The following is a 21,279-nucleotide window of genomic DNA, read 5'->3' as shown; positions in this document are numbered from 1 at the left end:
CCATGAAGCGAAACAACAACCTGCCCGCCCGGCACGCTGGCTGTGGGCGATGCCCAACCTGGCGCTGATCTGCTTCCTGGCGGTCGGCGTGGCGCTGCTGTGGTTCATCCGCGCCAACGAGCGCGACGCCCAGCGCGACGCGCTGATCGAGGACGTGCTGTGGCAGGAGCAGGCGCTGCGCAACGAGGTGCTGGGCCGCCAGCGCCAGCTCGAGGCGCTGGCCCACGACTACGTGCGCGGCGACCTCAGCGAGGGCGCCTTCTACGGCCGCGCCGCGTCGCTGATGTCGGCCAGCGCCGAGGTGGTGGCGATGGCGCTGTCGAACGAGTACGGCGAAGCGGTGTGGAGCTACCCGGAACAGGCGCTCGAGCCGCTGCAGCGGGTGCCGGCCGCGATGGAGCCGGTGCAGCGCGCCGGCCGCATCGGCCTGCCGGCCAGCACGCCGCCGTTCGACTACCCGGGCGTCGGCCCGGTGGTGGCGATCGCGTTTCCGGCGGTGCAGGGCAACCAGACCCGCGGCGCCTTCGTCGCCGTCATCTCGCTCAAGTCGCTGCTGCAGACCTACGTGCCGTGGTGGATCGCCAAGCGCTACCAGCTCGGCTTCGTCGACATCGAGCGGCGCACCGTGGCGGCGCGGCCCGAGCAGCCGCTGCCCGATTCGCCGCAGAGCTACGACATCGCCTTCGACCCGCCCGGCTACGGCCTGCGCCTGCGCGCGGTCGCGCTGCAGGGCGGCTGGCCGGTCTGGCGCCATGCGCTGTACTGGCTGCTGGCGGCGCTGTCGGGCCTGATGGTGTGGTCGCTGTGGGTGCTCAAGCGCCATATGCGCGAACGGCTGGTGGCCGAGCGGGCGCTGCTGCGCGAGACCAATATGCGGCGCGCGATGGAGGATTCGCTGGTGTCCGGCATCCTGGCCACCGACCGCGAGGGCCGCATCCTGCACGCCAACCGCGCCTTCTGCCGGATGGTCGGCACCGAGCCCGAGTCGCTCCTGGGCAGCAAGCCGCCGTTCGATTTCTGGTCGCCCGAGGCGGCCGCGCGCTGCGAGCAGGTGTTCGCCGCCATCCTGCGCGGCGAGAGCCCGGCCAACGGCTTCTCGCTGCGCTTCCGCCGCCGCAACGGCGAGCGCTTCGACGTGCGGCTCTACTCCAGCCCGCTGATCGACGGCGAGGGCCGCCATACCGGCTGGGTGTCGTCGATGACCGACGTGACCGAGCTGCGGCGCGAGCGCGAGGCGCTCAAGGCCTCGCACGAGCGCTTCGTGGCGGTGCTCAACGGCCTCGACGCCGCGGTGGCGGTGACCGACCGCAAGAGCGGCGAGCTGCTGCTGTCCAACCGCACCTTCCGCGAGGCCTTCCGGCTCGGCGACGACGGCCCGCTGTGCGCGCTGCCGCTGCGCCAGCCCGATGCCGGTGGCGAATGGCACGACACCATCGGCGGCCGCTGGTACCAGCATCACCGCCGCGCCACGCTGTGGGTCGACCAGTCGCAGGTCTGGCTCGACATCGCCACCGACGTGACCGAGCGCAAGCTGGCGATCGACCGCGAGCGGCAGCAGGCCGAGAAGCTGCAGCAGACCGCGCGGCTGATCGCGATGGGCGAGATCGCTTCGAGCCTGGCGCACGAGCTGAACCAGCCCTTGGCGGCGATCTCGAGCTACAGCACCGCCTGCCGCAACCTGGTGGCCAACGGCCAGATCACCGCCGAGGAGCTGGACGGCGCGCTGGAGAAGATCGCCGAGCAATCGCGCCGCGCCGCCGCCATCATCCGCGGCATCCGCGAATTCGTGCAGAAGCGCGAGCCCAAGCGCTCGCCCTGCCGCATCGGCGACCTGGTCGACACCGTGCTGTCGCTGCTCGCCGCGCCGCTGAACCGCTACTATGTGCGGCTGGTGGAGCTGCGGCTGGCCGACGACGTCGAGCTGTCGGCCGACCGCGTGATGCTCGAGCAGGTGCTGTTCAACCTCGGCAAGAACGCGATCGAGGCGATGATCGACAGCGAGCCCGGCGACCGCGAATTGACGCTGGAAACGCGGCTGCGGGAGGGCTGGCTCGACCTGGTGGTGGCCGACCGCGGCCCCGGCATCGATCCGGCCGACGTCGACAAGCTGTTCCGCCCGTTCTACACCACCAAGGCCGAGGGCATGGGCATGGGCCTGAACATCTGCCGCACCATCGTCGAACATCATCAGGGCCGGCTGTGGGTCGAGGAACGCGCCGGCGGCGGCAGCCGCTTCATCGTCAGCCTGCCGTTGGGACCGCGTGAATGCTGAATGTATGGTCTATGACTCGATCTGCAGCACAGGCCCCGGCAAAGCCGGGGCTTACGAGCAGAGCATGCTGAACCGGCGGTCCCGCCCTTGTTCGATTCCTACTCCCCGCCCTCGCCGCCGCGAGGGAGCCTCGCTTCGCTCGGACGCATGACGCTCAACCATATGCTCGTTCACGACCGAGTTGGCAGATAACTGGACCTCACCAAGGAGTCCCTAGATGGCATCCGATCCCCGCATCGCCCTGGTCGACGACGACGCCGCCGTGCGCGACGCGCTCAAGTGGCTGTTCGCCTCGCGCGGCCACAGCGTCGCCTCGTTCGAATCCGCCGCCGCGCTGCTGGCCGACCGCGACCCGAGCCGCTTCAGCTGCCTGGTGCTCGACCTACGCATGCCCGGCATGGGCGGCATGGAGCTGTTCCAGACCCTGGTCGGCCGCGGCTACTGCCCGCCCACGCTGTTCCTGACCGGCCACGGCGACGTGCCGCAGGCGGTCGCCGCGCTCAAGCAGGGCGCGGTCGACTTCCTCGAGAAGCCGTTCGACGACAACGCGCTGGTCAGCCTGGTCGAGAACTGCCTGTCGCTCGACACCGAGCGCCGCGGCGCCTGGGAACGCCGCCGCCAGATCGAGCGCCGGCTCGGCGACCTGACGCCGCGCGAACGCGAGGTGATGGCGCTGTTCCTCGACGGCAAGCTCAACAAGCAGATCGCCGACGAGCTCGACATCAGCATGAAGACGGTGGAAGTGCACCGCGCGCGGGTGCTGGAAAAGATGGGCGTGAAGTCGGCGGTGGAGCTGGCCAATCTGCTCAAGGAACTGGACTGATCGGTCGGCGGCGGCCCTGCAGGAGCGGCTTCAGCCGCGAATGGCCGCCTGCGGATGAATAAGACGATCGGCACAGGAACGGCGGTTCGCGGCTGAAGCCGCGCCTACGCTAAAGCCATGTGCACAATCCATGTAGGTCGGGCTTTATGCCCGACAGCAGCCCTGATCGACAGTGCTGTCGGGCATAAAGCCCGACCTACGGCAGATCGCGCAGGAGCGGCTAAAGCCGCGAATGGCCGCCCGCGATAAGTAAGACGATCGGCGCAGGAACGGCGGTTCACGGCGGAAGCCGCGCCTACATGCGCATCGTCGTTCGGAAGCGCCCCTGAAACGACAACGCCACCCGAAGGTGGCGTTGTCGTTTCAGGGGCTCAGGCAACGATCAGCTGAGCTTGCCGTGGCATTGCTTGTACTTCAGCCCCGAACCGCACGGGCAGGGGTCGTTGCGGCCGATCTTGTCGTAGGTGCGGGTCAGCGGCTGCGCGCCTTCCGGCTGCGCGTTGGCGGCGGCCAGCGCCTCCTCGTAGTCGGCATGGTGGAACTGCATGGCCGGCTCTTCGTGCTGCTCCAGCGCCGCCACGTCTTCCTGCGAGCGGATCTGCACCGTCATCACCAGTTGCACCACGTCGCGCCGCACGCGCATCAGCAAGCCCTCGAACAGCTCGAAGGCCTCGCGCTTGTATTCCTGCTTCGGGTTCTTCTGCGCATAGCCGCGCAGGTGGATGCCCTGGCGCAGGTGGTCGAGCGAAGCCAGGTGCTCGCGCCAGTGCTGGTCGAGAATCTGCAGCATCAGCGCGCGCTCGAAGTGGCGCATCACGTCGTCGCCGACCGCGGCGGTCTTGGCGGCGTAAGCGCTGCGCGCGGCCTCGACCACGCGCTCCTTGACCTGTTCGAGCTCCAGCGTGGTCTCGCTCTTGAGCCACTCGGCCACCGGCACCTCGAGCTGGAACTCGGCCAGCGACTTCTGCAGGCCTTCGGCGTCCCACTGCTCTTCCATGCTGCCCGGCGGCAGGTGCTGGTCGACCAGCTCGGCGATCATGCCGTCGCGCAGGTTGGCGATGGTCGCGGACACGTCGGCCGATTCCAGCAGCTCGTTGCGCTGGGCGTAGATCGCCTTGCGCTGCTCGTTGGAGACGTCGTCGTATTCGAGCAGCTGCTTGCGGATGTCGAAGTTGCGGCCCTCGACCTTGCGCTGGGCGTTCTCGATCGCGCGCGACAGCAGGCCCGACTCGATCGCCTCGCCCTCGGGCAGCTTGAGCCGTTCCATCAGCGCGCCGATGCGCTCGGCGGCGAAGATGCGCAAGAGCGGATCTTCCATCGACAGGTAGAAGCGGCTCGAACCGGGGTCGCCCTGGCGGCCCGAACGGCCGCGCAGCTGGTTGTCGATGCGGCGGCTCTCGTGCCGCTCGGTACCGATGATGTGCAGGCCGCCGGCCGCCACCACCTGGTCGTGCAGCACCTGCCATTCCTGCCGCAGCTTGTCGATGCGGGCGCGCTTCTCGATCTCGTCGATCGTCTCGTCGGTCTCGACCAGCTTGATCTGCGGCTCGACGTTGCCGCCGAGCACGATGTCGGTGCCGCGGCCGGCCATGTTGGTGGCGATGGTGATCATGCCGGGGCGGCCGGCCTGCACCACGATCTCGGCTTCGCGCGCATGCTGCTTGGCGTTGAGCACGTTGTGCGGGTAGCCGGCGGCACGCAGCTGCTCGGACAGCAGCTCGGAGTTCTCGATCGAGGTGGTGCCGACCAGCACCGGCTGGCCGCGGTCCTGGCAGGACTTGATGTCGGCCAGGATGGCGCCGAACTTCTCGCCCGCGGTGCGGAACACCTGGTCGTTCATGTCGCGGCGGACCATCGGCCGGTTGGTCGGGATGATGACCGTCTCGAGACCGTAGATCTGCTGGAATTCGTAGGCTTCGGTGTCGGCCGTGCCGGTCATGCCGGCCAGCTTGCCGTACATGCGGAAGTAGTTCTGGAAGGTGATCGAGGCGAGCGTCTGGTTTTCCTTGTTGACGGTCACGCCTTCCTTGGCCTCGACGGCCTGGTGCAGGCCCTCGCTCCAGCGCCGGCCCGCCATCAGCCGGCCGGTGAATTCGTCGACGATGACGATCTCGTCGTTCTGCACCACGTAGTGCTGGTCGCGGTGGTACAGCGCATGGGCGCGCAGCGAGGCGTAAAGGTGGTGCATCAGCGCGATGTTGCCGGCCGCGTAGAGGCTGTCGCCGGCCGCCAGCATGCCGGCCTGGACCAGCAGCTGCTCGGCGTGCTCGTGGCCTTCTTCCGACAGCAGGACCTGGTGGCCCTTCTCGTCGACCCAGAAGTCGCCCTCGCCGTCTTCCTTCTCCTGCCGCTTGAGCCGCGGCGTGATCTGGTTCATGCGGGCGTAGATGTCGACGTTGTCGTCGGCCTGGCCCGAGATGATCAGCGGCGTGCGCGCCTCGTCGATCAGGATCGAGTCGACTTCGTCGACGATGGCGAAGCTCAGGCCGCGCTGCACGCGCTCGGTGGTCGCGTAGACCATGTTGTCGCGCAGGTAGTCGAAGCCGAATTCGTTGTTGGTGCCGTAGGTGATGTCGGCGGCGTAGGCGGCCTGCTTCTGCGCGTGCGGCAGCTGGCTCAGGTTGATGCCGACGGTGAGGCCGAGGAAGTTGTACAGCTTGCTCATCACCGTGGCGTCGCGCTGGGCCAGGTAGTCGTTGACCGTGACGACGTGGACGCCCTTGCCCGACAGGGCGTTGAGATAGGCCGGCAGCGTGGCCACCAGCGTCTTGCCCTCGCCGGTGCGCATTTCGGCGATCTTGCCCTCGTTCAGCGCCATGCCGCCGATCAGCTGCACGTCGAAGTGGCGCATGTTCATCACCCGGCGCGAAGCCTCGCGGCAGACCGCGAAGGCCTCGGGCAGGATCGCCTCGAGCGTCTCACCCTTGGCGACACGCTGCCTGAATTCCTCGGTCTTGGCCTGCAGCGAGGCGTCCGACAGGCCCTGCATCTGGCTTTCCAGCGCGTTGACCTGGCGCACCACGGTGCCGTACTGCTTGAGCAACCGGTCGTTGCGGCTACCGAATACTTTCTTCAGGAGAGAAGCGATCATCGTGTTTCCAGACGGCCTTGTGGGCCCTTCGAATTTCAGTTTGGTCCGCGCTGGCAGCGCGCAGGTACACAAAAACACGGCGGACCGGGTATCCCGATCCGCCGTGTCGCTCAATGCTGGCCGACTCGTCCGCTACATATGGGGACGCACCCGGCAAATTCAACAACGCTCAATCGGCGGCCACTTGCACGGTGGTCGGCGCATGCGCCAGCCGCAGGAAGTAGAGCGGATTCTGCGGCACGTCCTTGTAACGAATCTCGAAATGCAGATGGGGGCCGGTCGAACGCCCGCTGTTGCCCAAGAGGGCCACCTGCTGTCCGGTCGTCACGCGGTCGCCTTCCTTCACCAGCAGCTGCGAAGCATGCGCATAGCGGCTGGTGATGCCGTTGCCGTGGTCGATCTCGAGCATATTACCATACTCGGGATGGCGCTCCGCCCGCAGCACCCGGCCGCCGGCGGCGGCGTAGATCGGCGTGCCGATGTCGCCGACGAAGTCGATGCCTTCGTGGAAGGTCTGCCGGCCCGAGAACGGATCGATGCGCCAGCCGTACAGCGAGGAGCGCACGCCGGCCGCGGTCGGCAGGTTGGCCGGCGCCTGGAAGGTGTTGAGCTTCCGCTGGGTCAGCACGGTGTCGATCAGGCCGTACTGGTCGATGGCGTCCTCGATGCGGCGATCGGTCAGGCCGACCTGGCCGGCCAGCGTCTTGAAGTCCAGCGCGCGCTCGGGCAGCCGCGACACGGCGCCGCCCTGCGGTGCGGCCGAGCTGCTGAGGAAGGGCTTGGCGTCGATGCCGGTCTGTTCCGACACGCGGCGGGTCAGGCCGTCGAGCCGCACCAGCTGCGCCTGCATCTGGCCGAGCTTGACCGCCAGCGTGTCGATCTGGCGCTGCTGCGCGGCCGAGGTGCCCGGCAGCGCCGGCAGCTGGATGCCGAACGGCTTGGTCAGCGTGTAGGTGGCCCAGCTGGCCAGCGTGGCGAGGCCCAGCAGCGCCAGGCCCAGCAGCGCGCCGACCAGCCACAGGTGGCGCGGTCCGAGCGTGACCGCCTTGGAGAGGCGGTTGGAAACCAGAATAATGTTCATGTCTGCCGACTCCTCGTCGTGCCTTGCACGCGCCCCCATGAGCACCCGCCCCTTCAAGTCCCTGCTGAGCTCGCCCGAGCTGATGCGCCTGAACCGCCTGGCGAACGCCCAGCGCAGGATCGAGCAGCAATGGCAGGACGCCCTGCCGGCCGGGCTGGAGAACCTGACCAGTGTGGTGGGCGTGGACGGGGATTGCCTGGTGGTCACCGCGCGCAGCCAGGCGCTGGTGGCCAAGCTGCGGCAGATGGAAGCGCGCATCAGGATGCGCTTGGCCGAAAATGGCCTGCAAGTTAACGCAATCCGCTGGCAGGTTCAAGTCGGATGGATGCCGCACCAGCAGCCGAAACCGAAATCAAATCTGGCACTTAGCGATGCCGCGCTACGCGCGTTGGACGAGGCGGCCACTACGCTACCACCGTCGCCCTTGCGCGATGCGCTGGCCGCGATGGTGGCGAAGCGGCGCGGCTGAAGGCGCGATCGCCCGCTCGCGGACATTCACATGCGTTACGGCGATCCACCTGTAGGAGCGGCTTCAGCCGCGAATGCCGGCGTTTCCACGGCCGGTCGAGATTCCACCGCGCCTTCGCGGCTGAAGCCGCTCCTACGGTCGCCCGGCGATCGGATCCGCTGACTAAGGCAGCAGCGCCAGCACCCGCTCCACCGCGCCGCGATGGCGGCCGACGAAGGCCAGCCCGGCCGCCGCCATCGCCGCGCGCGCCGTCTCGTCTTCCAACAGACGTCCCACCTCGGCCAGCACCGCATCGGCATCGGGCAGCTGCTTCGCCGCGCCGAGCTCGACCGCCTCGCGCACCGCCTCGGCGAAATTGAAGCTCGACGGACCGAGCAGCGTCGGCACGCCCTGGGCGCACGGCTCGATCACGCTATGGCTGCCCAGCGGCACCAGGCTGCCGCCGACGAAGGCCAGGTCGGCGGCCGCATAGTAGGCGGCCAACTCGCCCAGGCTGTCGCCGAGCAGCACCTGCACTGAGGCCGGCAGCGGCGCGTCGTCGGCCCAATCGCTGCGCCGCTGCGCGTTCAGGCCGCGCGCCGCCAGCAGCGCCGCCACCTCGTCGAAGCGCTGCGGATGACGCGGCACCAGCAGCAGCAAGGCATCGGCCGGCAAGGCGGCGCGCGCCAGCGCGTCGAGCAGCAGCGCCTCCTCGCCCTCGCGCGTGCAGGCGGCCGCCCACACCGGCCGGCCGCCGAAGCGCGCGCGCCAGGCCTGGCCGCGCGCCAGCAGCGCCGGGTCGAGCCGCATGTCGAACTTGATGTTGCCGGTCACCACTGGCGCAGCCGCGCCGATCTCGCGCAGCCGCGCCGCATCCGCCTCGCCCTGCGCCGCCACCCGCGCCAGCCGCGCCATGGCCGGACGCACCAGCGCGGCAACCTTGCGGTAGCCGCGCAGCGACTTCTCCGACAGCCGTGCATTGACCAGGTAGAGCGGCACGCCGGCATCGGCCGCCCGGTGCAGCAGGTTGGGCCAGATCTCCATCTCCATCAGCACGCCGAAGCGCGGCCGGTAATGGCGCAAGAAGCGGCCCACCGCGAACGGCAGGTCGTAGGGCAGATAGGCCACGGTGACGCTGTCGCCGAACAGCTGGCGCGCGGTGTCGCGGCCGGTCGGCGTCATCTGGGTGAGCAGGATGGCGTGATCGGGATGGCGTGCGCGCAGCGCCTGCACCAGCGGCACTGCGGCGCGCGTCTCGCCGACGGACACCGCGTGCAGCCAGATCAGCGGGCCGGCCGGCGCCGCCGGATAACGGCCGAGCCGCTCGGCCCAATCGTGCCGGTATGCGGGCTGGCGGCGGCCGCGCCGCCACAGGTAGACGAAGGCCAGCGGCAACAGGCACCACCAGGCCAGCGTGTAGAGCGCCCGCACGATCATGCCAGCGCCCCAGCGACGGCCGCCTCGACCTCGGCCAGCGCCGGCGGGCGGCCGTAGCCGCCGAGATTGACCGCGTAACCGGACGCCAGCACGCCGGTCAGGCCCGGTTCGGAGGCGCAGAACAGCGCGATGGTCGGCACCCCGACCGCGGCGGCCAGGTGGACCAGGCCGGTATCGACGCCGACCGCCAGCCGCGCATCGGCCAACAGCCGCGCCGCCTCGCCCAGCAGCAGCCGCGGCGCGACCACCGCGCCGCTCAGCTGCGCCGCGATGCGCTCGGCGCGCAGCCGCTCGGCCTCGCCGCCCCAGGGCAGCACCGGCACGATGCCGCGCCGCGCCAGCGACTGGCCGAGCCCGACCCAGTCGGCCTCGGGCCACAGCTTGTCGTCGCGGCTGGTGGCGGTCAGCAGCACGGCGTAGTCGCCGCGCGGCCGCCAGGCCAGGTCGACCGCCGGCGGCTGCACGCCGTAGTCGATCGCCTCGCCGGGCTGGTAGCCCATCGCGCGCGCCGTGAGCAGCCGGTTGCGGGCGATCGCGTGCAGGCTGCGCGACACCGCCAGCTTCTGGTCGTAGCACCAGCTCGCCAGCGGTTCGCGGATGCTGCGGCGGTCGTAGCCGGCGATCGGCGCGCCGGTCAGCTTCGCCACCAGCGCGCTCTTGAGCAGGCCCTGCGAGTCGATCACCAGGTCGTAACGCTCGGCCCGCAGCCGGTCGCGGAAGGCGCGCATCTCGTCGCGGTGGACCGGCGCCAGCAGCTTCTTGCGCCAGCGCCGCAGCGCGAACGGGATGGTCCGGACCACGGCCGGGTGCAGCGCCGGCAGCTCGGCGAAGCCCTCCTCGACCACCCAGTGCAATTCGGCGTTCGGGTAATGGGCGGCGAGATCGGTGACCGCGGGCAGGTTGTGGATCACGTCGCCCATCGACGACAGGCGGACGATCAGGATTTTCGGCATGGCGCGATTATAGCGACGGCGGTCGCAACGGCCGGCTCGGCTAGAATGGCGCGATGCAGAAACTCAGCCTGGTGCTCATCACCCGCAACGCCGCCGGCCAGCTGGCCGCCTGCCTCGACTCGGCGCGCGGCCTGGCCGACGAGATCGTGCTGCTCGATTCGGGCAGCGACGACGGCACCCTCGCGCTGGCCGAACGCTACGGCGCGCGGATCGCCAGCCAGCCCTTCCTCGGCTTCGGCCCGCAGAAGCGCGCGGCGGTGGCGCTGGCGCAATACGACTGGGTGCTCTGCCTCGACGCCGACGAGCGCCTGACGCCCGAACTGGCCGCCTCGATCCGCGCCGCGCTGGCCGATCCGCAGCACGCCGCCTATCGCTTCGCCCGCCGCAACCGCTTCTTCGGCCGCTACCTGGGCCATGGCGAGGCCTATCCCGACTGGTGCCTGCGGCTGTTCGACCGCCGCCGCGCCGGCTGGAGCGCGGACGCGGTGCACGAGAAGGTGGAGGTGCGCGAGGGCGGCACCGGCAGCCTGGCCGGCGACCTCCTGCACGACTCGGCCGAAAGCCTGGCCAGCTACCTCACCAAGCAGAACCGCTATACCGACCTGCAGGCCGAGGCGCTGTTCGCCGCCGGCCGCCGCGCCGGCATCGGCAAGATGGCGCTGTCGCCGCTGACGCGCTTCATCCGCTTCTATTTCGTGCGGCGCGGCTTCCTCGACGGCGCCGGCGGCTTCGCCCACATCCTGATCGGCAGCTTCTTCGCCTTCGTCAAATACGCCAAGCTGGCCGAGCGCTGGCAACGGCACGATTCGGAACGCACATGAACATCCTGCTCACCGGCGCCGCCGGCTTCATCGGCATGCATACCGCCCGCGCCCTGGTGGCGGCCGGCCACCGCGTGGTCGGCATCGACAACCTCAACGACTACTACCCGGTCAGCCTCAAGGAGGCGCGGCTGGCGCAGATCGAGCCGCTGGCCGGCTTCCGCTTCGAGCGGCTCGACATCGCCGACGGCGCGGCCTTGATGGCGCTGTTCGCCGCCGAAGGCTTCGACGCGGTGATCCACCTGGCGGCCCAGGCCGGCGTGCGCTACTCGCTGCAGAACCCGGGCGCCTACGTGCAGGCCAACCTGGTCGGTTTCGCCAACCTGCTCGAGGCCTGCCGCCGCCATCCGGTGCAGCACCTGGTCTACGCCAGTTCGTCGAGCGTCTACGGCCAGAACGACAAGGTGCCGTTCGCCGAGCGCGACAACACCGACCACCCGGTCAGCCTCTACGCCGCCACCAAGAAGGCCAACGAGGCGATGGCGCACAGCTACGCCCATCTCTACGGCATGCCCTGCACCGGCCTGCGCTTCTTCACCGTCTACGGCCCCTGGGGCCGGCCCGACATGGCGCCCTGGCTGTTCACCTCGGCCATCCTCGAGGGCCGGCCGATCAAGGTGTTCAACCACGGCCAGCTGCGGCGCGACTTCACCTACGTCGACGACATCGTCGACGGCATCGTCAAGCTGCTGCCGCTGCCGCCCGCGCCCGACGGCGACGGCAGCCGGCCCGACCGGAGCTGGGCGCCGTGGCGGCTCCTGAACATCGGCAACCACCAGCCGGTGCCGCTGATGCAGTTCATCGAGACCATCGAGGCCGCGGTCGGCCGCGAGGCGATCAAGGAGCCGGTCGGCATGCAGGCGGGCGATGTGCCGGCCACCTATGCCGACACCTCGGAACTGGCCGCGCTGACCGGCTTCGCGCCGTCGACGCCGCTGGCGGAGGGGATCGGGCGGTTCGTGGCCTGGTATCGCGACTACCATGGCCTGTGACATGTGAACCGTACGGTCCGCGGCCGGTGTTCCGGACGACGGCAGACGGCAAAAGGCCCGGCGCTCATCGAGCGGCCGGGCCTTTCTGCTTCTTGCGGGCGGGGCCGGATCAGGCCTCGGCGGGCTTCTCGGCCAGGTGGTCGATCAGGTTGGTCCAGGTGCCGGTCGACAGGAAGTGGCAGTAGACGAAAGGCAGCCAGCCCTTGGCGCGCCATTCGAGGAAGGTCTCGTTCGGCAGCTTGTTGAAGCGTGCCTCGTCGATCACCTTGAAGCCCGACAGGCTGAGCCGCTGGCCGTCGCGCAGCGTGATGTCGGCGCGGTTCTCGACCAGCAGGTCGGCCGCGGCCAGCGCCTGGGCGAACTCGGCGGTGGCCTTGTAGTGGCTCTGGTAGTCGCGGCAGAAGGCCAGCGCATGGTTGGTCAGCTGGCTCGGCTTGCCTTCGGCGTCGAACAGCGGGTTGTCGCGGCCGTCGACCAGCGCGGCGGAGGCCTCGTCGATGCACAGGGTGAACTCGGTGCGGGCCTCGTTCTCCAGGAAGATGAACGGATAGCGGCGGATGTAGGCCGGGATGTAGGTGCCGGCCTGCCATTGGCCGTCGGCGTCGACGAACATGTTCTGCTGGCCGCGCAGGCCCAGCACGGCCACCGGCTGCGGCACCTCGCCGGCGGTGAAGACGATCGGGAAATGACGGCTGGCGATCGGCAGCTCGGTGATCGCCAGCGGCACCGAGTTGGTCTGCGCCGCGAAACGGTAATCCGGCTGGCGCGCCAGCGACTTGTCGCCGTGGCGGCCCGGCTGCACCGCATGCGGTTGTTGGTAGAACAGCGGAAGGGTGTTTGCAGTCATGGTTTCTTTCGATCGGCGAAACGTTGATTGAATCTGCCCGTGGCCGGCTGCCGGCTACTGGCCACCTGCGGAGGACTGCTTCGACTTCTTCTTGGCGTCGTCATCGTCGTCGCCACCGGTACCGCCGGTCAACACCTCGTCGATCGTCAGCACCTGCGGCGCCGTGAAGGCCGCCAGGGCGTCCGGTCCGATGCCGTCGGGCTGCACCGCGCCGGTGAACAGGGCGGCGGCGTCCGGGGTGCTCGGCACCGGCAGCTGCGGCACCTGGGTCGAGATGATGCGGCTGACCGCGTCGGTCGGTCCCCACTCGGTATCGTTAATGTAGTACGGCTTGCCGCGCAGCGGGCCGTCGATCACCGATGCGGCGAGCGAACCGTCCTTGCCGGCCACGGTGCCGTACAGCTGGGCCGAGGCGGCGCTCGGGACGATCAGCTGCAGCAGGTTCACCTTCTGCTCCGCCGTGCCGTCCTTCAGGCCGATCAGCAGCGCGCCGTGCGAGGACAGCGTCAGCACCGTTTCCGGACCCGACAGGCCGCTCAGCGTGACCGAGCCGTCGATGACCCAGTTCGCCGCGCCGGCGCGCAGTTCGGCGGGCGCCGCCACGCTGAACGGTCCGGCCGAGATCTGGATGCTGGCCGGCAGCACGACGCGGCTGCCGCCGGTCTGGGTGAAGCCGCTGAGCGCCCTGATCGCGCTGCCGGCGGCGAAGGTCAGCGTACCGCTCGCGCTGTTGGCGATGGCGATGCTGCCCTGCGCGGCGGTGAGCGTGCCGTCGAAGGCGAAGCTGTCGCCGCTCAGCACGATGCCGTCCGCGCCGTCGGCCAGCACCGCGCCGCCGAAGCGGGTGGTGCCGGTCGCGCCGGTCTGGCGCAGGCTGCGCACGTGCAGTTGCTGGGCGAAGGTCACGGTCGAGCCGGCCGCCAGCGTCAAGCCGCCGAGCGCCTGCGTACCGCCGACCGCGCCGGCGACCTCGATCGCGCCGGCCGTGGCGGTCAGCGCGAGGTCGGAGCCGTTGGCGCTGTCCAGCGTGCTGCCGAACACCAGCGAACCGTTGACGCTGCCGAGCGACTGGTTGCCGACCAGCTTGACCGCGCCGGCGTAGTGCTGCCCGCCGGTGGTGCGGATGCTGCCTTCGCCCAGTTCGCTGTCGCCGCTGACCGAGACCGCGCCGAGCGCCTGGTCGGCCCCGAAGGCGCCGGCCAGCCGGGCGTTGCCGACGATGCTCAGGTCCTGCTCGCCGGCCGCCAGCGCGTCGGCGCCGCCGAGCAGGCTGACCGTGGTGCCGGACAGCAGCGCATCGCTGCCCAGCAGCACCTTGCCGCCGTACAGCTGGGTACCGGTGGTCTTCACCGTGCCGCCGTTCAGCGTGGTCTTGCCGCTGATCGACAGCTGCTCGAGCGCCGCCTGGTTGCCCAGGCCGCTGCCGCCGACCACCGCGTCGCCGACGATGCTCAGGCCCTGGCTGCCGGCTGCCGCCGCCTGGGCGCCGGCCAGCAGGCTGACCAGGCTGCCGGTCAGCGTGGTGTCGGCGCCGAGGATGGCGACTTCGCCGTAGCGCTGCGCACCGGTGGTGTTCACGCTGCCGCCGTTGAGCGACAGGCTGCCGGCCGCGTCGGTGCTGACCGAGGCCGCGCCGACCGCCGCGTCGAAGCGGGTGTTGCCGGCGCTCTTCACCAGCAGGGCGCCGAGGCGCTCGGCCTGGCCGACCGCGGCGGCGAAGCGGACGTCGCCGCTGCCGCTGTCGATGGTCAGATCGTGCGCGCCATCGACGGTGCCGGCGAAGGTCACCATGCCGCCGGCGCTGCTGAGGCTTTCGTCGCCGAGCAGGGTCACCGCGCCGTAGCTCTGGTTGCCGCTGGTGTTGACCACGCCGCCCTCGAGCGTGCTCGCGCCGCTGATCGACAGGCTGCCGAGCGATTGCCGGGCGCCGAGGCCTGCGCCGCCGATCACCGCGTCGCCGGTGATGGTCAGGCTGTGGCCTTCGCCCGCGACGGCCGCCGCGACCAGGCCGCCGACCGGCACCGGGCCGCCTTCCGCGCCGGCCAGCAAGCTGACCAGGCTGCCGGTCAGCGTGGTGTCGGCGCCGAGGATGGCCACTTCGCCGTAGCTTTGCGTACCGGTGGTGTTCACGCTGCCGCCGTTGAGCGCCAGCGTGCCGGCCGCGTCGGTCGCGATCGAAGCCGCGCTGACGGCCGCGTCGAAGCGGGTCTGGCCGGCGCTGGCGATGGACAGCGCGCCGAGGCGGGCCGCATCGCCGACCGCGGCGGCGAAGCGGACGTCGCCGGCGCCGCTGTCGATGTCCAGCGCATGGCCGCCGTTCACCGTGCCGGCGAAGGCGATGTCGCCGCCTGCGCTGTGCAGCGCCTGGTCGCCGGCCAGCGTCACGGCGCCGCCGTAGTTCTGGTCGCCGGTGGTGTCGATGCTGCCGCCGTTCAGCGTGCTCGCGCCGCTGATCGACAGCTGGCTCAGCGCTGCGGAGGTACCGAGGCCGGCACCGCCGATCACCGCGTCGCCGACGATGGCCAGCGACTGGCCGCCGGCCGTGCTGGCGCCCGCTCCGTCGAGCAGGCTGACCATGCTGCCGGTCAGCGTCGTGTCGGCACCCAGCGTGGCCACGCCGGTGTAGGTCTGGCTGCCGGTGGTGTTGACTGCGCCGCCGTTCAGCAGGCTGGTGCCGCTGATCGACAGCTGGCTCAGCGCCGCGATGGCGCCGACGCTGCCGCCGATCACCGCGTCGCCGACGACGGCTAGCGACTGTGCGCCGGCGGTGGCTGCTTCCGCGCCGCCGAGCAGGCTGACGGTGGTACCGGTCAGCGTGGTGTTGGCGCCGAGCACGGCCGCTTCGCCGTAGCTCTGCGTACCGGTGGTGTTCACGCTGCCGCCGTTGAGCGCCAGCGTGCCGGCCGCATCGGTCGCGACCGAGGCCGCGTTGACCGCCGCGCCGAAGGTGGTCGCGCCGCTGCCGTTGACTGCCAGCGCGCCGAGGCGCGCGGCGCCGCCGACGATGCCGGCGAAGCTCACGTCGCCCGCGCCGGCGTTCACCGTCAGGCCGCGTGCACCATTCACCGTGCCGCCGAAGACGATGTCGCCGCCGGTGCTGTTCAGCACTTCGTCGCCGGCCAGCGTGGTTGCGCCGCCGTAGGCCTGGTCGCCCGTGGTGTCGACCACGCCGCCGTTCAGCGTGCTCGCGCCGCTGATCGACAGCTGGTTCAACGCCGCCGTGGCGCCGAGGCCGGCGCCGCCGATCACCGCGTTGCCGGCAATGGTCAGCGACTGCGCGCCGGCCGCGGCGGCATTGGCGCCACCCAGCAGGCTCACCGTCGTGCCGGTCAGCATGGTGTTCGCGCCGAGCACGGCTGCTTCGCCGTAGCTCTGCGTACCGGTGGTGTTCACGCTGCCGCCGTTGAGCGCCAGCGTGCCGGCCGCATCGGTCGCGACCGAGTCCGCGCTGACCGCCGCGCCGAAGGTGGTGGCGCCGCTGCCGCTGACTGCCAGCGTGCCGAGGCGCGTGCTGCCGCCGACGATGCCGGCGAAGCTCGCGTCGCCGGTGCCGGCGTTCACGCTCAGGTTGCGCGCGCCGTTCACCGTGCCGCTGAAGACGACGTCGCCGCCGTTGCTGTTCAGGACTTCGTTGCCGGCCAGCGTGACCGCGCCGCCGTAGCCCTGATCGCCGCTGGTGTTCACCACGCCGCCGTTCAGCGTGCTCGCACCACTGATCGCCAGTTGGCTCAGCGCAGCCGTCGCGCCGAGGCCGGCGCCGCCGATCACCGCGTCGCCGGCGATGGTCAGCGATTGCGCACCCGCGCTTGCTGCGTTGGCGCCGCCGAGCAGGTTCACCATGGTGCCGGTCAGCGTGGTGTTCGCACCGAGCACGGCCACTTCGCCGTAGCTCTGCACGCCGGTGGTGTTCACGCTGCCGCCGTCAATCGCCAGCGTGCCGGCCGCGTCGGTGCCGACCGAGGCCGCGTTGACCGCCGCGCCGAAGGTGGTGGCGCCGCTGCCGTTTATCGCCAGCGCGCCGAGCCGCGTGCTGCCGCCGACGATGCCGACGAAGCTCACGTCGCCCGCGCCGGCGTTCACGGCCAGGCGGCTCGCGCCGTCGACCGTGGCGGCGAAGCGGATGTCGCCGCCGCCGCTGCTCAGGGTTTCGTTGCCGGCCAGCGTGACCGCGCCGCCGTAGTTCTGGTCGCCGGTCGTGTTCACCACGCCGCCGTTCAGCGTGCTCGCGCCGCTGATCGAAACGCCGGCCAGCGCTGCCGAGGCACCGAGGCCGGCGCCGCCGATCACCGCATCGCCGGTGACGGTCAGCGACTGGCCGCCGGCCGTGGCCGCATCGGCACCGCCGAGCAGGCTCACCGTCGTGCCGGCCAGCGTGGTATTCGCGCCGAGCACTGCCGTTTCGCCGTAGCTCTGCGCACCGGTGGTGGTCATGCTGCCGCCGTCGATCGCCAGCGTGCCGGCCGCGTCGGTCGACAGCGAGGCCAGGTTCACCGCACCGCCGAATCGGGTCTCGCCGCTGCCGTTCACGCTCAGCGCATGGGCGCCGTTCACCGTGCCGCCGAAGTTCACGTTGCCGCCGCTGGTCAGCGTTTCGGCGCCGGCCAGCGTGACTGCGCCGGTATAGGCCTGGTTGCCGCTGGTGTTGACCACGCCGCCGTCCAGCGTGCTGGCGCCGTCGATCGACAGGCTGGCCAGCGCCGCGTTGGCGCCGAGGCTGCCGCCGACCAGTGCGTCGCCGACGATGGTCAGCGATTGGCCGCCGACGGTGGCCGCATCAGCGCCGCCGAGCAGGCTTACCATCGTGCCGGTCAATGTCGTATTGGCGCCGAGCACGGCCGCTTCGCCGTAGCTCTGCGTACCGGTGGTGTTCACGCTGCCGCCGTCGATCGCCAGCGTGCCGGCTGCGTCGGTCACGACCGAGGCCGCGTTGACCGCTGCCGAGAAGGTGGTCGCGCCGCTGCCGTTGACCGCCAGTGCGCCGATCCGCGTGGTGCCGCCGACGCTGCCGGCGAAACTCACGTCGCCCGCGCCGGTGGTCACGGTCAGGTCCTGCACGCCGTTCACCGTGCCGCCGAACGTCACGTCGCCGCCGCTGCTGGCCACGCTCAGGTCGTGCGCGCCGGCGACCGCGGCTGCGAAGCTCACATTGCCGCCATTGCTGCTCAGGCTTTCGTCGCCGGCCAGCGTCACCGCGCCGCCGTAGGTCTGATCGCCGATCGTGTTCACCACGCCGCCATTCAGCGTGCTCGCGCCGCTGATCGCCAGTTGGCTCAGCGCAGCCGTTGCACCAAGGCCGGCGCCGCCGATCACCGCGTCGCCGGCGATGGTCAGCGATTGGCTACCCACGGTCGCAGCATCGGCGCCGCCGAGCAGGCTCACCGTGGTGCCGGTCAGCGTGGTATCGGCACCGAGCATGGCCACTTCGCCGTAGCTCTGCGTACCGGTGGTGTTCACGCTGCCACCGTCGATCGCCAGCGTGCCGGCTGCATCGGTCGCGACCGAGGCCGCGTTGACCGCTGCCGAGAAGATGGTCGCGCCGCTGCCGTTGACCGCCAGCGCACCGATCCGCGTGGTGCCGCCGACGCTGCCGGTGAAGCTCACGTCGCCCGCGCCGGCGTTCACGGTCAGGTCCTGTACGCCGTTCACCGTGCCGCCGAACGTCACGTCGCCGCCGCTGCTGGCCACGCTCAGGTCGTGCGCGCCGGCGACCGCGGCCGCGAAGCTCACGTTGCCGCCATTGCTGCTCAGGCTTTCGTCGCCGGCCAGCGTCACCGCGCCGCCGTAGGTCTGATTGCCGGTCGTGTTCACCACACCGCCGTTCAGCGTGCTCGCGCCGCTGATAGCCAGTTGGCTCAGCGCAGCCGTTGCGCCGAGGCCGGCGCCGCCGACCACCGCGTCGCCGGCGATGGTCAGCGATTGGCTACCCACGGTCGCAGCATCGGCGCCGCCGAGCAGGCTCACTGTGGTGCCGGACAGCGTGGTATCGGCACCGAGCACGGCGACTTCGCCATAGCTCTGCATGCCGGTGGTGTTCACGCTGCCGCCGTCGATCGCCAGCGTGCCGGCTGCATCGGTCACGACCGAGGCCGCGTTGACCGCTGCCGAGAAGGTGGTCGCGCCGCTGCCGTTGACCGCCAGTGCACCGATCCGCGCGGTGCCGCCGACGCTGCCGGCGAAGTTCACGTCGCCCGCGCCGGCGTTCACGGTCAGGTCCTGCACGCCGTTCACCGTGCCGCCGAACGTCACATCGCCGCCGCTGCTGGCCACGCTCAGGTCGTGCGCACCGGCGACCGCGGCCGCGAAGCTCACGTTGCCGCCATTGCTGCTCAGGCTTTCGTCGCCGGCCAGCGTCACCGCGCCGCCGTAGGTCTGATTGCCGGTCGTGTTCACCACACCGCCGTTCAGCGTGCTCGCGCCGCTGATCGCTAGTTGGCTCAGCGCAGCCGTTGCGCCGAGGCCGGCGCCGCCGATCACCGCGTCGCCGGCGATGGTCAGCGATTGCGCGCCGGCCGTGGCGGCATTGGCGCCACCCAGCAGGCTCACCGTGGTGCCGGTCAGCGTGGTGTCGACACCGAGCACGGCGACTTCGCCGTAGCTCTGCATGCCGGTGGTGTTCACGCTGCCGCCGTTGATCGCCAGCGTGCCGGCCGCGTCGGTCGCGACCGAGGCCGCGTTGACCGCTGCCGAGAAGGTGGTCGCACCGCTGCCGTTGACCGCCAGCGCACCGATCCGCGTGGTGCCGCCGACGATGCCGGCGAAGCTTGCGTCGCCCGCACCTGCGTTCACGGTCAGGTCCTGCACGGCGTTCACCGTGCCGCCGAACGTCACGTCGCCGCCGCTGCTGGCCACGCTCAGGTCGTGCGCGCCGGCGACCGCGGCCGCGAAGCTCAGGTCGCCGCCGTTGCTGCTCAGGCTTTCGTCGCCGGCCAGCGTCACCGCGCCGCCGTAGGTCTGATTGCCGGCCGTGTTCACCACGCCGCCGTTCAGCGTGCTCGCGCCGCTGATCGCCAGTTGGCTCAGCGCAGCCGTCGCGCCGAGGCCGGCGCCGCCGATCACCGCGTCGCCGGCGATGGTCAGCGACTGCGCGCCGGCCGCAGCGGCATCGGCGCCGCCCAGCAGGCTCACCGTGGTGCCGGTCAGCGTGGTGTCGGCGCCGAGCACGGCGACTTCACCGTAGCTCTGCGTGCCGGTGGTGTTCACGCTGCCGCCGTCGATCGCCAGCGTGCCGGCTGCATCGGTCGCGACCGAGGCCGCGTTGACCGCTGCCGAGAAGGTGGTCGCACCGCTGCCGTTGACCGCCAGCACACCGATCCGCGCGCTGCCGCCGACGCTGCCGGCGAAGCTCGTGTCGCCCGCGCCGGCGTTCACGGTCAGGTCCTGCACGCCGTCCACCGTACCGCCGAACGTCACGTCGCCGCCGCTGCTGGCCACGCTCAGGTCGTGCGCACCGGCGACCGCGGCTGCGAAGCTCAGGTCGCCGCCATTGCTGCTCAGGCTTTCGTCGCCGGCCAGCGTCACCGCGCCGCCGTAGTTCTGATCGCCGGTCGTGTTCACCACGCCGCCGTTCAGCGTGCTCGCGCCGCTGATAGCCAGTTGGCTCAGCGCAGCCGTTGCACCAAGGCCGGCGCCGCCGATCACCGCGTCGCCGGCGATGGTCAGCGACTGCGCGCCGGCCGCAGCGGCATTGGCGCCGCCCAGCAGGCTCACCGTGGTGCCGGTCAGCGTGGTATCGGCACCGAGCATGGCGACTTCGCCGTAGCTCTGCATGCCGGTGGTGTTCACGCTGCCGCCGTCGATCGCCAACGTGCCGGCCGCGTCGGTCGCGACCGAGGCCGCGTTGACCGCCGTACTGAAGGTGGTCGCGCCGCTGCCGTTGACCGCCAGCGCGCCGAGCCGCGTGGTGCCGCCGACGCTGCCGGTGAACTGCACGTCGCCGCCTGCGCTGTTCACGGCCAGGCCATGCGCACCGTTCACCGTGCCGGCGAAGGTGACGTCACCGCCGCCGCTGGCGAGGCTTTCGTCGCCGGCCAGGGTCACCGCACCGCTGTAGGTCTGGTCGCCCGTGGTATTCACCACGCCGCCGTTCAGCGTGCTGGCGCCGCCGATCGACAGCTGGCTCAGCGCGGCTGCGCCACCGATGCCGCCGCCGATCACCGCGTTGCCGGCGATGGTCAGCGACTGGCCGCCGGCCGTGGCGGCATCGGTGCCGCCGAGCAGGCTGACCGTGCTGCCGGTCAGCGTGGTATCGGCGCCCAGCGTCACCGCGCCGGTATAGCTTTGCGTGCCTGTGGTATCGACCGTGCCGCCGTCCAGCGCGCTGCTGCCGCTGACCGCCAGGCTGCTCAGCGCCGCATTGGCACCGACCGCGCCACCGATCACGGCGTTGCCGGCGATGGTCAGCGACTGGCTGCCCGCAGCAGCTGCATCGGCACCGCCGAGCAGGCTCACCGTGCTGCCGGTCAGCGTGGTGTCGGCGCCGAGCACGGCCAGCTCGCCGTAGCTCTGGGCGCCAGT

At 70.9% G+C, this 21,279-nt stretch carries 11 protein-coding genes (1 of these 11 only partly in view); 5 read left to right on the top strand and 6 right to left on the bottom strand.

Annotated features, from left to right (window positions below):
- Positions 1-49 precede the first annotated feature (49 nt).
- Entirely contained in the window at positions 50-2,272 is a 2,223-nt protein-coding gene (locus H9L41_RS00740; protein WP_187523635.1) for a PAS domain-containing sensor histidine kinase, read from the top strand.
- Between the two features lie 217 nt (positions 2,273-2,489).
- Positions 2,490-3,095: a response regulator transcription factor gene (locus H9L41_RS00735; protein WP_028447164.1), complete on the top strand. Its 606-nt coding sequence runs from the start codon at positions 2,490-2,492 to the stop codon at positions 3,093-3,095.
- Positions 3,096-3,477: 382 nt separating this feature from the next.
- Here H9L41_RS00735 and secA read toward each other — a convergent pair whose 3' ends face one another.
- Together secA and H9L41_RS00725 are read right to left on the bottom strand one after the other, a co-directional pair.
- A complete protein-coding gene (gene secA, locus H9L41_RS00730) occupies positions 3,478-6,186 on the bottom strand; it encodes a preprotein translocase subunit SecA (protein WP_028447165.1) in 2,709 nt (902 codons plus the stop codon).
- A gap of 169 nt (positions 6,187-6,355) precedes the next feature.
- Positions 6,356-7,267: a M23 family metallopeptidase gene (locus H9L41_RS00725; protein WP_034607684.1), complete on the bottom strand. Its 912-nt coding sequence runs from the start codon at positions 7,265-7,267 to the stop codon at positions 6,356-6,358.
- A 37-nt stretch (positions 7,268-7,304) separates the two neighbouring features.
- Between H9L41_RS00725 and H9L41_RS00720 the strand changes: the two genes are divergently transcribed.
- The gene (locus H9L41_RS00720) at positions 7,305-7,736 is read left to right on the top strand and encodes a DciA family protein (RefSeq protein WP_157462067.1); all 432 of its coding nucleotides are present in this window, start codon (positions 7,305-7,307) and stop codon (positions 7,734-7,736) included.
- Positions 7,737-7,898: 162 nt separating this feature from the next.
- On the opposite strand, the gene waaA is transcribed toward H9L41_RS00720, so the two are convergent.
- On the bottom strand, positions 7,899-9,152 hold the full coding sequence (gene waaA / locus H9L41_RS00715) for a lipid IV(A) 3-deoxy-D-manno-octulosonic acid transferase (RefSeq protein ID WP_028447166.1): 1,254 nt from the start codon (positions 9,150-9,152) through the stop codon (positions 7,899-7,901).
- The gene (gene waaC, locus H9L41_RS00710) at positions 9,149-10,105 is read right to left on the bottom strand and encodes a lipopolysaccharide heptosyltransferase I (protein WP_028447167.1); all 957 of its coding nucleotides are present in this window, start codon (positions 10,103-10,105) and stop codon (positions 9,149-9,151) included. The genes waaA and waaC overlap by 4 nt, the downstream gene beginning before the upstream one ends.
- 53 nt (positions 10,106-10,158) lie before the next feature.
- Here waaC and H9L41_RS00705 point away from each other — a divergent pair, with 53 nt between their 5' ends.
- Together H9L41_RS00705 and H9L41_RS00700 are read left to right on the top strand one after the other, a co-directional pair.
- Positions 10,159-10,926 (top strand): glycosyltransferase family 2 protein, encoded by a 768-nt coding sequence (locus H9L41_RS00705; RefSeq protein WP_028447168.1) that lies wholly within the window; start codon positions 10,159-10,161, stop codon positions 10,924-10,926.
- Positions 10,923-11,918, top strand: coding sequence for an NAD-dependent epimerase (locus H9L41_RS00700; RefSeq protein ID WP_028447169.1), 996 nt, complete (start codon positions 10,923-10,925; stop codon positions 11,916-11,918). The genes H9L41_RS00705 and H9L41_RS00700 overlap by 4 nt, the downstream gene beginning before the upstream one ends.
- Positions 11,919-12,027: 109 nt before the next feature.
- On the opposite strand, the gene H9L41_RS00695 is transcribed toward H9L41_RS00700, so the two are convergent.
- Both H9L41_RS00695 and H9L41_RS00690 read right to left on the bottom strand, forming a co-directional pair.
- A complete protein-coding gene (locus H9L41_RS00695; protein ID WP_028447170.1) occupies positions 12,028-12,765 on the bottom strand; it encodes a SapC family protein in 738 nt (245 codons plus the stop codon).
- 54 nt (positions 12,766-12,819) lie between these two features.
- Positions 12,820-21,279, bottom strand: the 3' portion of a protein-coding gene (locus tag H9L41_RS00690) for a filamentous hemagglutinin N-terminal domain-containing protein (RefSeq protein WP_034607687.1). The gene runs 19,602 nt beyond the window's last position; the window shows 8,460 of its 28,062 coding nt (coding positions 19,603-28,062); its start codon lies off the right edge, out of view; it ends in the stop codon at positions 12,820-12,822.

This window comes from Chitinimonas koreensis, from assembly GCF_014353015.1.
Taxonomy (GTDB): Bacteria; Pseudomonadota; Gammaproteobacteria; order Burkholderiales; family Chitinimonadaceae; genus Chitinimonas; species Chitinimonas koreensis.
This window is presented reverse-complemented; position numbering and strand designations above follow the sequence as displayed.